Origin of the sequence: Brachybacterium sacelli (assembly GCF_017876545.1) — a bacterium.
Lineage (GTDB): Bacteria > Actinomycetota > Actinomycetes > Actinomycetales > Dermabacteraceae > Brachybacterium > Brachybacterium sacelli.
The window spans coordinates 1,292,327-1,305,434 of sequence record NZ_JAGIOD010000002.1 but is presented as its reverse complement, the minus strand read 5'-3'; the positions used below and the strand labels follow the sequence as shown (position 1 = coordinate 1,305,434).

The window sequence follows — 13,108 nt, the reverse complement described above, 5'->3', positions numbered from 1 at the left end:
TCGATCCTGGCCCGACCGGCATGCTGACACCACTGATTTTCGGGCGGTCGAGTGCCCGGCCCCGCCTCGGCTCACTTGATGCCCGTGCTCGAGATCCCCTGGACGAACTGCTTCTGGAACACCAGGAACACGACGAGAATCGGCAGCACCGTCACCGTCGCCACCGCCATCACCGCGCCCCACGGAGAGGCGAAGGCCGGATTGTTGGTCAGGGTCGACAGCCCCACCGGGACGGTCAGGCTCTCCGCGCCCTGCAGCACGACCATCGGCCAGAGGAAGTCGTTCCAGCGCGCCATGAACGCGAGGATCACGAGCACGCCGACGAGGGGGCCGCAGGTGGGCAGGACCACCGAGAAGAACGCGCGGAACTCCCCGGCACCGTCGACCCGTGCGGCCTCGATCAGCGCGTCGGGGACGCCCAGCATGAACTGGCGGGCGATGAAGATCCCGACCACGTCGAAGGCGGTGGGCAGGATGACCGCCCACGGGGAGTCGACCAGGCCGATCCGGGCGACCACCAGGAACGACGGCACGATCGTGACCTGGATCGGGATCATGATCGTGAGCATGAACGCCGCGTACAGCATCCCGCGACCGGCGAAGCGGAACTTCGCCAGCGCGTAACCGGCCCCCAGGGAGACCACGACCGAGATCGCCGTGGTGACCACCGAGATCAGCACGGAGTTCCAGATCCAGCGCGCGACAGGCTGACTCGTGAACACCTCGGTGAAGTTCGCGAGCGTCGGCGCTTCGGGCCAGAGGTAGAACTGCGAGCTCTGGGACTGGCCCCCCGGGGTGAGCGCGGAGACGACCATCCAGTACAGCGGGAAGACCATCAGGATCGCCAGCAGGGCGAGCCCCGCGACCAGCAGCCAGCGCCGGGGCGGGATGGACGGCGGACGGGCGATGCTCCGGGTGGAGCGGGCCTCTGTGCTCATAGGTAGCTCTCCGCTCTCTTCGTGGCACGTTGCCGCAGCAGCGTGAACAGCAGCAGGATCGCCACCAGGACCAGGCCGAGGGCGGCCGCGTACCCCATCTGGGCGTCCTGGAAGGCCGATCGGAACACGTACTGGATGAGCACGGTGGTGGAGAAGCCCGGCCCACCGCCCGTCAGCACGTAGATGATGTCGAAGGCCTGCAGGGAGAACACGACGTTGAGGATCAGCAGGATCGACGTGGTGGGGGCGAGCATCGGCAGGGTGATGCGGCGGAACCGGGCCCAGGGGCCGGCGCCGTCGATCGAGGCGGCCTCGATGATCTCGCCGGGCACGGACTGCAGGGCGCCGAGGTAGATCACCATGCAGAACCCGATCCGGGTCCAGACCACCACGATGATCAGCGTGAGCATCGCCATGCTGGGTGAGGTCAGCCAGGGCAGACGCCCCAGGCCCAGCAGCTCCAGCGCGTTGTTGGCGACGCCGTAGTCCGTGTTGAAGATCCACGACATGACCACGCCGACCACGACGCCGGCGGCCACCATCGGCACGAAGAACATCGCCCGGAACAGTCCCCGACCCGGCAACGGTCGGTTCAGCGCGACCGCGAAGGCGAGGCCGAGGGCCATCGAGGTGGGCACCGTGCCGACGGCGAACACGACGGTGTTGACCAGGGCGGTGCGGAACAGACGGTCCGAGCCGAGCGCGGCGAAGTTCGCAAGACCCACCCAGTCCCCGTCGCCCAGCGTCTGGGTGTCCTGGAAGCTCAAGGTGATCGCGATGACGATCGGGATCAGCGAGAAGGTGAGGAACAAAAGGGCGGCGGGGCCGATGAACACGTACGGGGTCAGCCGCCGCCCGGTGCGGCTGCGGGGGCGGGTCAGGGACTCAACGGGACGTGACACTGAGCATCGCCTCCATCATCTGCTGTGACGTCTCCTGCGGGGTGAGCTCACCGAGCAGGCAGAGGTCCAGGTAGTCCGCGAACATCGCGTTCAGGGAGCTGAAGAACTCGCCGGACTGCGCCTTGACCATGGACAGCGGGATCGTGGTGCCCTGGTCGATGAACATCTGCATCACGTCCTCGTGGTCGGCGTACCCGATGTCCTCGGCGGTCAGCGAGGTGCGCGAGGGGATCCAGTTGCCGTCGTGGCAGAAGGAGCGGATGTTCTTCCGGCTGGTCAGGTAGGCGACGAGTTCGGCGGCGAGCTCGCGGTGCTTCGAGGACTTGGTGACCGCGAGGGCGTTCCCGCCGAGATCGGAGGCCTCCGCGCTGTTGCGGATCATCGGCGCGACACCCCACTCCCCGGGTCGGGCCTCGTCGAAGGCGGCGATCGCCTCGGGGTTGGTCAGCGCCATGCCCACCTGCCCGGTGGTGAACAGGTCGAAGTCCACGTGCCCGCCCCCGAACTTGCTCATGTTGCTGGTGCTGACCAGCCCGTCGGCGTACCAGCGCCGTCCGAACTCGAGCGCGCCGATCGCCTCCTCGGTGTCCATCGACGGGGTCAGCCCGTCCTGGCCGAGGAAGGCACCGCCGTTCTGGTAGATGATCGGCATCCAGCGGTAAGCGGTGTCGGGTCCGCTCCACCCGTACGAGAAGGCGTAGTGACCGGTCGCCTTCTTCACCTCGTCGGCGACCTCGAGGAACTCCTCCCAGGTCCAGGCGTCCTCGATCCGCTCCGGCGGCTCGACGCCGATCTGCTCCATGACCTGCTTGTCGTAGAAGGTGATGAAGTTGTCCGTGTGCTGGAAGATCCCGAACAGCCCGTTCTCGCGCTGTCCGATCGCCCAGAAGGGTTCGCTCCAGTCCTCGCGGTACTCCGGGGGAACGGCGTCGGCGAGGTCGATGAGGCTGCCGTTGGCGGCGTAGCGGCCGATCTGCTGCGGGGTGATCCGGATGATGTCCGGGGCCAGATCGGCGGCCAGGCGGGTGATGAACCATTGGTGGAACTGCCCCGTCGTCACCTCGACGGAGACCGAGGTACCGGGGTGGTCGGCGACGAAGGCGTCGGCGATCTCCTGGTACGACTCCAGATCAGCAGGGATGTTCCAGGAGGACAGACGCAGGTGCTGGGTGTCAGTGCTCTCGCCGTTGCAGGCGGCGAGAGCACCGACCGCCGAGATCCCGGCGACGGCCAGGATCTGGCGCCGGGCGATGGTTGGCCTTCTCATGCGGTCATTCTCCTTCGAGTCACGGCGGCCGAGGGTGGTGCGCGGGTCAGTCCTGCAGTTTCTTCGGCAGCAGGTCGTGGTGCGCGGCGAAGAGCTCGTCGGTCATGGCGCGGGCGTCCTCGAGGGTCACCTGAGCCGCGGTCAGGGGGTCCAGGGCCACGGCGTGATGGACGTTCTCGCGGCTGCCGGTCAGCGCGGCCTGCACCGCGAGCGTCTGGACGCCGACGTTGGTGCGGTTCAGGGCCGCCAGCTGCAGCGGCAGGTCACCGATCGCGGTGGGCTGTACGCCGTTGGCGTCGACCAGGCAGGGCACCTCGACGCAGGCGTCGGCCGGGAGGTTCGTGATCAGCGAGCCGGCGTTGGGCACGTTGCCGTGCACGACGCTCGGGGTGCCGGTGACGATCGAGTTCGCGATGGTCGCGCCGTACTCGACCGACGGGGCGAGCTCCTCCTTGAGACGCTCGAGCTGGGCGTCGATGTCGCCCTGGTCGTCATGCGCGGCGCAGATCTCGTAGTAGTCCCAGCGCTCGGGGATGTACTCCTCGGTCAGCTCCGGTGTCTTGCGGAAGTAGGGCAGGTACTCCGAGGCGTGGTGGCTGGACTCGGTCTCGAAGTAGCCGAAGCTGTTCATGAGGGTGGTGCGCACCTGCTCGTTGCCGCCCTCGTAGACGTTGAACTCCTCGGCGGCCTCGCTGTGGTCGCCGTCGTCCCCGGCGAGCTCGGAGCCGCCGCGCCCGCGCTGGTGCCGCTCGGTCATGACCTCGCGCAACCGCGGGTAGAGGTCCTCCCTCCCGTGGGAGAACTCGAGCACCCAGGCCTGGTGGTTGATGCCGGCGCAGCGGTAGCGCACCTCGTCGTAGGGGACGCCGAGGCTGCGGGCGAGCATGCGGGTGGTGCCCTGGACGCTGTGGCACAGGCCCACGCAGTGCAGGCCCCGGGCGTTGAGGTAGGCGGTGGCCATCGCCATGGGGTTGGCGTAGTTGATGAAGGCGGCCTGGGGGCACACTTCGAGGGCGTCGTCGATGATCGCGTCGTAGGACGCCACGGAGCGCAGGAAGCGGAACACCCCGCCGGGGCCGACGGTGTCGCCGACGGCCTGGTCGATGCCGTACTTGCGGGGGATCTTCACGTCGTGCGCATAGGACTCCACCCCGCCCACCTGGAAGGTGATGATGACGATGTCCGCGCCGTCGAGGGCGGCACGGCGATCGGTGGTCTCCTCGACCGTGGTGGCGAAGCCGTGATGGCCGACCAGCTCGCGAGTGGCGTCGGCGACGGGACCGAGCTTGTCAGGGTTCACGTCCATCAGGCACAACGTCGCCTCCCGCAGGTCGGCGAAGCTGAGGATGTCACCGATGAGGCGGAAGGGGAAGACGAAGCCTCCGGCTCCGATGATCGTGATCTTGGGGTGGGAGATGAACGCGGTGGTGGTCATGGAGCCACGCTAGGGACGGCGGTGTGCGGAGGTCTCGCCTGATCCTGCGGTGTTCTTCCAGGATCCTTCGATGCGCATCTAGGCTGACCCGATGCCTCCGATCCCCCGCCCGCCGAGCGACGTGGAGACGATGGCGCCGGCCCTGTGGTGCCGACGCGGGGACCCGCCCGAGATGCAGTCGATGCACCGCCACAACGACCTCGAGATCAACGTGGTGCTGCGCGGTGAGCTCCGCTACGTGTTCGCGGGGCGCGCCTTCGTGGTGCGCGAAGGCGAGATCGCCCTGTTCTGGGCGGCGCAGCCCCATGGGCTGGTCGACTCCCGCGCCGGTGACGTGTGCTGGATGCACGTGCCGGTCAGCACCGTGATGGGCTGGAACCTGCCCGAGGGTGAGCTGAGCGCGCTGCTGCGGCCGCAACCCCTGGTCACGGACTCCCCGCTGGTACGGGCCCGGATCGAGGCGATGATCCAGGCGTGGTTGGCGGAGTACGAGGACGCCGAGCAGGCCGCCGTGGTGCTGCTGGAGATCCAGGCGACGGTGCGCCGGGCCCTTCTCGCCGCTCTCACCGAAGGTTCTTCCCGCTCACCGTTCGTCGACGTCGACACCGGCTCGTTCCGGGGTGACGGGACCCGCCATCTGCCGGCGGAGAGCATCCGCCACACCATGGCGATGGCCCAGTTCGTCATCGAGCAGTACCGCTCGCCGCTGAGCACCCAGGACATCGCGGACTCCGCGCATCTGACGCCCTCGCACGCCATGACCGTGTTCCGAGAGACCGTGGGTGCCACGATCGGCGAGTACCTCACGATGTGCCGGATCGCCGAGGCGCAGCGCCTGCTGATGACCACCGCGCTGACGACGACGGAGATCGCCGGGCGCAGCGGCTTCGGCTCGCTGAGCAGCTTCTACGCGCACGTCACCGACGCCTGCGGGATGCCGCCGCGTCAGTACCGGCGGCAGGTGCGGTAGGGGCGGCCGGGCGACTCCGCGGAGGACCGCGACGGTCATCTACCGTGCTTCCATGACCGCTTCGCCGCGACTGCGCTCCTGGGCCTTCCGTCTGCTCGCGGCTCTGGCCGTGCTGGTCCTGGTGGCCGTGGTCGCTCTCGTGGCCTGGAGCCGGATCGGTGTCATGGAGGCCGAGCCCGGCCCGCTCGAGGAGGTCGTGCAGGATCCACGGATCGCTCTCGCGGAGGATTCGAGCACGCTGGTGCTGCAGCCGGCCGACGGCGACGCCTCCCCCACCGGCCTGGTCTTCTACCCCGGTGCGAAGGTAGCACCGGAGGCATATGCGGCACGTCTGTCGACCCTGGTCACCGACCATGGGATGACGGTGGTGATCGTGAAGCCGTGGCTGCACCTGGCCCTGTTCGACAGGCGCGGGCTGAACACCTTCACCCGGGAGGCACCGGAGGTCGAGACCTGGATGGTGGGCGGGCACTCCCTCGGCGGGGTGCGGGCGTGCCAGGTCGCGCCCGCGGTCGATGCGCTGGTGCTGCTGGGCTCCTACTGCGCGGGAGACATCGCGGACTCCGGTGTGCCGGTGCTGAGCCTCAGCGGCAGCGAGGACGGCCTGTCCACCCCGGACAAGATCGCCGGGTCCCGGGACCTGCTGCCCGCGGACGCGACGATGGTCGAGATCGACGGGGCCAGCCATGCCAGCTTCGGCGACTACGGGCCGCAGGACGGCGACGGAGCGCCGCTGATCTCCGACGCGACGACGGACCACGAGGTCTCCGCCGCCATGGCCGAGTTCCTGGAGTCGGAGCAGTTGGGAGCCCGCTGAGGCACGGCGGGGCACCCACCGCACGGCGGGTGCCCCGCCATGACGTCGACCGGGTCGACTGAGGAAACTCAGTCGTCGAGGTGCTCGATCGCGTAGTCGGCCTGCTCCGCGGTGAACTGTTCGCCGTACTCGGAGGTCAGCTGGTCCCGGATCGCGTCGGGGGACATGTCCATCGTGTCCTGGTAAACCCGGGCGCTCTCGAGGGCATTCTGGTTCCAGTCCGCCTCGACGTGGTCGACGGCGTACTGCGCGGCCTCGTCGGAGAACTGGTCCGCGTATTCGGAGGTGAGCTGGTCGAACAGACCCTGCTTGGACATGTGCATGAGGTCGGAGTAGCTCTGGGCGCTGTTCAGCGCGGAGGTGTGCTCGGCCGGGACGTCGTCCTCGGCCGGCTTCTCCTCGGCGGCCGCGGGTTCCTCAGCTGGAGCATCCTTGGCGGGCACCTCATCGTCGGTGCCGGCCTCATTGGCCGGGGCAGAAACCTCGCCCTGCGCAGGAGCCGAGTCGGTGGACCCCGAACCACTCGAGGCGATCGCGGCGACGATCACGATGAGGACGAGCAGCACGATCAGACCGCCGCATCCGAGGAGACCGAACTTCAGGAAACGGCCCTTCTTCTTCGGGGGCTGAGGAACAAAGCTCTGCGGGGGCTGGCCGTAACCTGGCGCTGACGGCAGATTCTGGTTTTCGGTGGTCCCGGGAGTGGGAGGAGGTGTGCTCATGGTGGGTGGACTCCATTCAGGCATGACGAATAACCCTTCGATGCGGATGCATCGAAGGCGACTACAAAGAAAGGAGACTTTCTGGCATCAGCCGTCGCTCTGCACTGTGAAGCCTGCAGGAAGCTCTTGCTTCTGGTCGGCGCCACACGGTGCTCTCCGGCCAGGAACGTCTCAGGAGGAATTCTACGACTGTCCAGGTGTCCCGTACAGTACTCTTCCTGAGTATTTGATGTCTTGTCGGTCACCGGCTCTGGCGACCCTGTGCCCGCATTGCTCACGGACCTTCTGCATGGCGCGGCCAGCCAGATCAGAACAAGACGATCAGCAGCGTGCCGGCGAAGACCAGGCCGGAGGCGATCAGCACGATCGTGGTGTAGCCGAGGATGTCGCGCATCTTCAGTCCCGCGATCGCCAGCAGCGGGATCGCCCAGAACGGCTGGATCATGGTCGTCCACTGGTCGCCCTCGGCGTCCGATCCGATCGGGCGCTTGTCAATTGCGGTGTAGCGATCCACGAGCGACGGGCAGGCACCCTCCCGAGCGCACTGGATCCGTCAACCCACGCGAAGCTCCCGGTCGCCACCCCTGGACACTCGTGCTCTACTGGGAGGATGAATACTCTCTCCTCGACCCGTCGCCGGATGACCCGTGACGAGGCACTCGCCTGGAACTCCGACTGGTCCCCCGCCGACGTCACGATCCTCGAGGAGAACTTCGACCGCGTCGGGGCGCACTCCTTCTACCGTACGCAGTCCAACAGCAGCCTGACCGTGCAGGACAAGGGCGGGAGCCCGCTGATGTACGTCCACTCGGGGTACGTGACTTTCCGAGAGGGACTGGCGCCCGCGGACCGGACGAACCTGGAGGTCGAGGGATTCGATCTTTCGACGGTCCAGACCGTGGCGAAGGCCCCCGCAAAGGGCGAAGAACGGCTGACGATCTGTCCCGAGTGCTTCTACGCGCTGCCGGCGACCGGGGTGTGCGACACCTGCAGCTGATCCACGGGTGCTGGTGGGGAACCGGGTGCTCGGCTCCCCGCCAGTCAGAGTGAGACGACCAGCAGCGTGCCGGCGAAGACCAGGCCGGAGGCGATCAGCACGATCGTGGTGTAGCCGAGGATGTCGCGCATCTTCAGTCCCGCGATCGCCAGCAGCGGGATCGCCCAGAACGGCTGGATCATGTTCGTCCACTGGTCGCCGTAGGAGACGGCCATGACGGTGATCGCCGGGTCCACACCCAGCTCGGAGCCGGCGCCCAGCATGATCGGCCCCTGCACCGCGAACTGGCCGCCGCCGGAGGGGACGAAGAAGTTCACCAGGCCGGCGGAGAGGAAGGCGAACAGGCCGAAGGTCGTCGGGGTCGAGATCGACACGAAGGCATCGGAGAAGACCTGGACCAGTCCGGACCCGACCATCATGCCGAGGATCCCTGCGTACAGCGGGAATTGGAGCAGGATCTCGCCGACGTTCGCGGCGGCATTCTTGGTCAGGTGGATCAGCTCGAAGGGATTGCGCACCAGCAGCAGGATCAGCGCGAGGAAGGACCAGTTCACCGTATCCAGGGTCAGGGTGCCGCCGCCGGCGAAGTGCAGCGCCAGGTAGGCCACCAGCGCCACCCCCAGCAGTAGGGTCACGAACCTGCTCGCGTCCAGGTGATCGGCCGGCGTGATGACCTCCTCCTGGCCGTCCTCCGCAGCCTCGCGAGCGTCGACGCTCAGCTCTGTGACCTGGTCGCCGCGGCGCGGCGCCACCAGAAACAGGGCGAGGGCGACCACTACGATGGTCACCCCGGCGGCGATCATGTTCCACGCGGAGAACACGGTCTCGCTGATCGGCACCGGGCTCCCACCCAGGGAGTCCATCAGGAAGGACCCCTCGGTGGCGGCGGTGAGGGGGCCGGAGGCCGAGTAGCCCATGTGCCAGACCACGAACCCGCCGAAGCCCGCGGCCACCAGCATCGGGAAATGCAGTCTCAGCCCACGCCCCCGGCCCTGATACGCCACCTCGCGGGCCAGCAGACCGCCGACGACCAGCCCCAGCCCCCAGGTGATGAGCGAGGCCACGGCGGCGACGACGAAGACGAAGACGTAGGCGGTCAGTTCGGTCCTGGGTACCGAGGCGAGGTAGGCCAGCGCCTTCCGGACCGGCCCGGTGTTCGCCAGCATGTGACCCAGCAGCAGGATCAGGGCCATCTGGGTCATGAACGCCAACAGGCCGGAGAGCCCGTCGCCCCAGTGCACGACCAGGTCGGCTGGGCCTGTGTCCGTGAGGACGAGGCCGAGGACCGCCACGATGAAGGTCAGGACGATCGAGAACACCAGCGCGGAGGGGATGAATCGCTCCACCACGTGGTTCAGGGGGCGCATGGCGCGTGAAAGCGGCGTCCCCTCCTTCCGGGCACGGGTGGATTCGGGCGCGCTGGACATACTGATCGCTCCTCGGGAAGCGGGGCCTGACCGCACGGCTGTGTGGCGTGGGGACGGGACCCGGAGTGCCGGTGACAGGGCCCACCTTAAGGTGGGCGGCACCGACCACGGGCGTGCACGAGGCGTGGCGCCGCGGTTCGCACCGTGGGGGCGCCGGCCTGCGCTCTCCAGCTCAGGACCTGTTGGGCACCATGTGGACCTCGACCCCGCTGCGGCGGAAGAGGCTCACCTGCCGCTCATCAGCGCCGTCGTCGGTGACGAGCGTCCAGGGCAGGGGGAGACGGGCCCAGGAATGGAACGGAGCATGGCCGAGCTTCGAGGCATCTGCGAGTTCGCCCTCACCCACGGCCTGCACACCATGGTCTACAACCCGCTCGGCGGCGGGCTCCTCACCGGGCTCCATCGCTTCGAGGACGCCGGCACCAGCGGCCGATTCTCGAGCTCCCGCCTCGCGGAGATGTACCGCGACCGATACTGGAACCCGCTGCTGTTCGAGGCGATCGGGCGCCTCGGGGAGATCGCCGCCGGCGCGGGCATGCCTCTCACCGAGCTCGCCCTGCGCTGGCTGGTCTCCCAGGAGGCCACCTCGTCCGTCCTGCTCGGCGGCTCGAAGGTCCAACACCTCCGGGCGAACCTCTCGGACCTGGCCAAGGGTCCGCTGCCCGAGGACGTCGTCCACGCCGTCGGCGAGATCGGCACCGAACTCGCCGGTCCGATGCCCGCCTACAACCGGTGACCACCCACCTCCGAGGAGAACCCTGATGAACCACCCCGCTGCAGACGTCATCCGCCGTGCGACGGACGGCGGTACCCTCTTCGGCTACTGGTCCGTGCTCGACAGCCCCCTCTCCACCGAGCGCATCGCCCTGACCGGGTACGACTTCGTCGCCATCGACGGCCAGCACGGGCTGCTCGGCTACTCCGGCATCCTGCGCAATCTCATGGCGATCGACGCCGCCCACGGCCCTGCCGGGATCGTGCGCGTCGAGGCGAACGATCCCGCCGTCATCGGCCAGGCCCTGGATGCCGGCGCCCGCGGCGTGATCGTGCCGCTGGTGAACACGGCCGACGACGCGCGGCGCGCGGTCCGCGCCGCGCGCTACCCGGGTGCCGGGCAGCGCTCCTACGGGCCGATGCGCTCCGCCCTCCGGGTGGGACCGATTCCCGCCGAGTCCGACGCCTCCGTGCTGCTCCTGGTCATGATCGAGACCCCCGAGGGGCTCGAGAACGTCGAGGAGATCTGCGCGGTCGAGGGCATCGACGGCGTGTACGTCGGCCCTTCGGACCTCATGCTCGCCGTCGGCGGCCGCTTCCCCGGCGACCCCGAGCAGAAGGACGTCTTCGATGCCGCCATCGACCGCGTCCTCGCCGCCGCCCACGGAGCCGGGGTGATCCCGGGGATCCACACGCCGGACGGGGCGACCGCGCGACGTCGCCGCGAGCAGGGTTTCCGTGTCATCACCATCGCCTCGGACCTCACCCACCTCGAGCAGGCCGCCCGGGGGCACCTCGAGCAGGCGACGGACTGACGCCTCCCGGTCCCACCCGACTGGCTACGCTGGGTGTCATGGACCACCTCGGCGCTCCCGGTACGGCCCGGGACGACGCCGGGGCCGGCCCGTCGGCCGTCCTCCGCGAGCACGTCACCCGCTCCCTGGATCCCACCCTCGCCACGCCGGAGCTCGTCACCGAGCTGCTCTCCCGGCTCGCGGCCCTCGACGTCACCGCTCCCGTCGGCTGGGTCGAGACGGTCGCGAATCATGTCCCCGGCGACCCCGCCTCCGAGCAGGCGGTGCGTGCCGTGGTCGGCGACCTCCTCTACGAGCGGGGCCTCGCTCCCGACCGCGTCGGCCCCGACCTCACCCCGCACGTTCGGACCTGGTCCCCGCCGGCGTCGGAGGACACCGCACCACTGCTGCTGGATCGCGCGGCCTTCGCTGCCCCGGAGGAGCTCGCGGACCACTACGACGTGATCGTCATCGGCTCCGGCGCCGGCGGCGGCGTGGCCGCGCAGACCCTCGCCGAGGACGGACGGAGGATCCTCGTCGTCGAACGCGGGAGCCTCCCCAGTCGCGACCGCCTGCTGACCGACCATCTGCGCACGCCGCGCTCTGCCCTGGGGCTGTTCCCCTGGTCCGGGCCGGGGCCCGACGCCGAACCCCGCGAGGTGAGCCTCGGCGACGCCGCCCCGCGGGACGTGGTCGCCGGGCAGGCGCTGTGGGGGAACAACGCGATGACGCTCGGCGGCGGCACCCGGGTCTACGGCGCGCAGGCGTGGCGCTTCGGTCCGCGTGACTTCGCCATGGCCAGCACCTACGGCGTCCCCGACGGCAGCTCCCTGGCGGACTGGCCGCTGGACTACGAGGACCTCGAGCCCTACTACACACGCATCGAGCAGCTGCTCGGGGTCAGCGGCGGCCCGTCGTCCGACCCGTGGGAGGGGTCGCGCAGCGCGGAGCTGCCGTTGGGTCCGCTGTCCCGCTCCCCGCTCGGGGACCTGCTCGCAGGCGCCGCCGGACGACTGGGGCTGGGCACCCAGCCCGTCCCGCTGCTGATCAACACCCGCGAGCGGGCCGGGCGTCCCGCCTGTGTGCGCTGCTCACAGTGCGTGGGTCTCGACTGCCCCGTGGGCGCCCGCGCGGGCAGCCACAACACCACCCTGCCCGCGGCGCTGGCCACCGGTAACGCCACCCTCCTGCCCGGCGCGCAGGCCGCCCGGATCGAGGTCGGGCCCGACGCTCGCGCCCGAGCCGTCGAGCTCGTCGGCGAGCGCGACGGACGGATCTGGCACCGTCGGATACGCACCGAACTCGTCGTCCTGGCCGCCGGCGCGATCGAGAGCGCCCGGCTGCTGCTGGACAGCGCCACCGACGACGACCCCCGCGGCCTCGGCAACTCCGCCGACCAGGTGGGGCGGCACCTGCAGGGTCACGCCTACGGCGGGGCGAGCGCCCTGTTCGCCGAACAGGTCGTGGACCTCCGGGGCCCGGGCCCCGACATCTCCACCGCGGATCTCCGTCACGGCAACGACGGCGTCATCGGCGGCGGGATCCTCGCCGACGAGTTCGTGCCCACCCCTGCCGACACCCAGCGGGCCCTGCGCCGGAACGGCCTCGTCGACCCCGAGACCCCCGTCGGCTCCCCCGCGATGGAACGGGCGATGCTGCGCCTGGGCACGGTCGTCGGCCCCGTCCAGGAGGTCACCACCGCGGACTCCCGCGTGCGGCTCGACCGCACCAGGCGCGACCGGTTCGGCCGTGCCCTCGTGCATCTCAGCGGCAGCCTGCACCCGGAGGACCTGCGCGGGCGTGACCTCCTCTCCTCCCGCGCCGCCGAATGGCTGCGGGAGGCGGGCGCCCTCGAGGTGCGGCCGATGCCGCCGCTCGAGGGCCTCACCCCGCCCAGCAACGGCCAGCACCAGGCGGGAACCTGCCGGATGGGCACCGATCCTGCGACGTCCGTGGTCACCCCGGAGGGACGGCTGTGGGGCCACGAGAACATCGTGGTCGCCGACGGCTCGACCCACGTCACCAACGGCGGGGCGAATCCGGTGCTGACGATCTACGCGAACGCACTGCGGATCAGCGAGGGCGTGATGCTCCGCTCCTGACACCGGGTCGATATGGACGTCGC

The 13,108-nt window shown here is 69.4% G+C and carries 12 protein-coding genes and 1 pseudogene; 6 read left to right on the top strand and 7 right to left on the bottom strand.

The window, feature by feature from the left end; all coding sequences use genetic code 11:
• Positions 1–71: 71 nt before the first annotated feature.
• Genes JOF43_RS20355 through melA form a run of 4 tightly spaced genes read right to left on the bottom strand, consistent with a single transcriptional unit; the run spans position 72 to position 4,542 of the window.
• The gene (locus tag JOF43_RS20355) at positions 72–938 is read right to left on the bottom strand and encodes a carbohydrate ABC transporter permease (protein ID WP_209904967.1); all 867 of its coding nucleotides are present in this window, start codon (positions 936–938) and stop codon (positions 72–74) included.
• Positions 935–1,840 (bottom strand): carbohydrate ABC transporter permease, encoded by a 906-nt coding sequence (locus tag JOF43_RS20350; protein ID WP_342592243.1) that lies wholly within the window; start codon positions 1,838–1,840, stop codon positions 935–937. Before JOF43_RS20350 ends, JOF43_RS20355 begins: the two co-directional genes overlap by 4 nt.
• Positions 1,824–3,107: an ABC transporter substrate-binding protein gene (locus JOF43_RS20345; protein WP_209904966.1), complete on the bottom strand. Its 1,284-nt coding sequence runs from the start codon at positions 3,105–3,107 to the stop codon at positions 1,824–1,826. Before JOF43_RS20345 ends, JOF43_RS20350 begins: the two co-directional genes overlap by 17 nt.
• A gap of 46 nt (positions 3,108–3,153) precedes the next feature.
• Positions 3,154–4,542, bottom strand: a complete 1,389-nt coding sequence (gene melA / locus JOF43_RS20340; RefSeq protein WP_209904965.1) for an alpha-galactosidase — start codon at positions 4,540–4,542, stop codon at positions 3,154–3,156.
• 91 nt (positions 4,543–4,633) lie between these two features.
• Between melA and JOF43_RS20335 the strand changes: the two genes are divergently transcribed.
• Positions 4,634–5,512 carry a helix-turn-helix domain-containing protein gene (locus JOF43_RS20335; protein ID WP_209904964.1) on the top strand — a complete coding sequence of 293 codons (879 nt, stop codon included), beginning with the start codon at positions 4,634–4,636 and terminating at the stop codon, positions 5,510–5,512.
• Positions 5,513–5,564: 52 nt separating this feature from the next.
• The gene (locus tag JOF43_RS20330; protein ID WP_209904963.1) at positions 5,565–6,329 is read left to right on the top strand and encodes an alpha/beta hydrolase; all 765 of its coding nucleotides are present in this window, start codon (positions 5,565–5,567) and stop codon (positions 6,327–6,329) included.
• A 68-nt stretch (positions 6,330–6,397) separates the two neighbouring features.
• Here the strand turns inward: JOF43_RS20330 and JOF43_RS20325 are convergent, their stop codons facing one another.
• Together JOF43_RS20325 and JOF43_RS20320 are read right to left on the bottom strand one after the other, a co-directional pair.
• Positions 6,398–7,051 (bottom strand): Ltp family lipoprotein, encoded by a 654-nt coding sequence (locus JOF43_RS20325; RefSeq protein ID WP_209904962.1) that lies wholly within the window; start codon positions 7,049–7,051, stop codon positions 6,398–6,400.
• A 307-nt stretch (positions 7,052–7,358) separates the two neighbouring features.
• Positions 7,359–7,520: pseudogene (locus tag JOF43_RS20320) on the bottom strand (TIGR00366 family protein); the annotation flags it as partial.
• Positions 7,521–7,661: 141 nt separating this feature from the next.
• Here JOF43_RS20320 and JOF43_RS20315 point away from each other — a divergent pair.
• Positions 7,662–8,048, top strand: a complete 387-nt coding sequence (locus JOF43_RS20315) for a hypothetical protein (protein ID WP_209904961.1) — start codon at positions 7,662–7,664, stop codon at positions 8,046–8,048.
• Between the two features lie 44 nt (positions 8,049–8,092).
• Here JOF43_RS20315 and JOF43_RS20310 read toward each other — a convergent pair whose 3' ends face one another.
• On the bottom strand, positions 8,093–9,475 hold the full coding sequence (locus tag JOF43_RS20310; protein ID WP_245354632.1) for a short-chain fatty acid transporter: 1,383 nt from the start codon (positions 9,473–9,475) through the stop codon (positions 8,093–8,095).
• A gap of 304 nt (positions 9,476–9,779) precedes the next feature.
• Here JOF43_RS20310 and JOF43_RS22805 point away from each other — a divergent pair, with 304 nt between their 5' ends.
• The 3 genes from JOF43_RS22805 to JOF43_RS20295 are packed head-to-tail and all read left to right on the top strand — an operon-like array spanning position 9,780 to position 13,085.
• Complete coding sequence (locus JOF43_RS22805) at positions 9,780–10,211, top strand: aldo/keto reductase (protein ID WP_245354631.1); 432 nt, start codon at positions 9,780–9,782, stop codon at positions 10,209–10,211.
• A 25-nt stretch (positions 10,212–10,236) separates the two neighbouring features.
• A complete protein-coding gene (locus JOF43_RS20300; RefSeq protein ID WP_209904958.1) occupies positions 10,237–11,004 on the top strand; it encodes an HpcH/HpaI aldolase family protein in 768 nt (255 codons plus the stop codon).
• 38 nt (positions 11,005–11,042) lie between these two features.
• Complete coding sequence (locus JOF43_RS20295) at positions 11,043–13,085, top strand: GMC oxidoreductase (RefSeq protein WP_209904957.1); 2,043 nt, start codon at positions 11,043–11,045, stop codon at positions 13,083–13,085.
• Positions 13,086–13,108 lie beyond the last annotated feature (23 nt).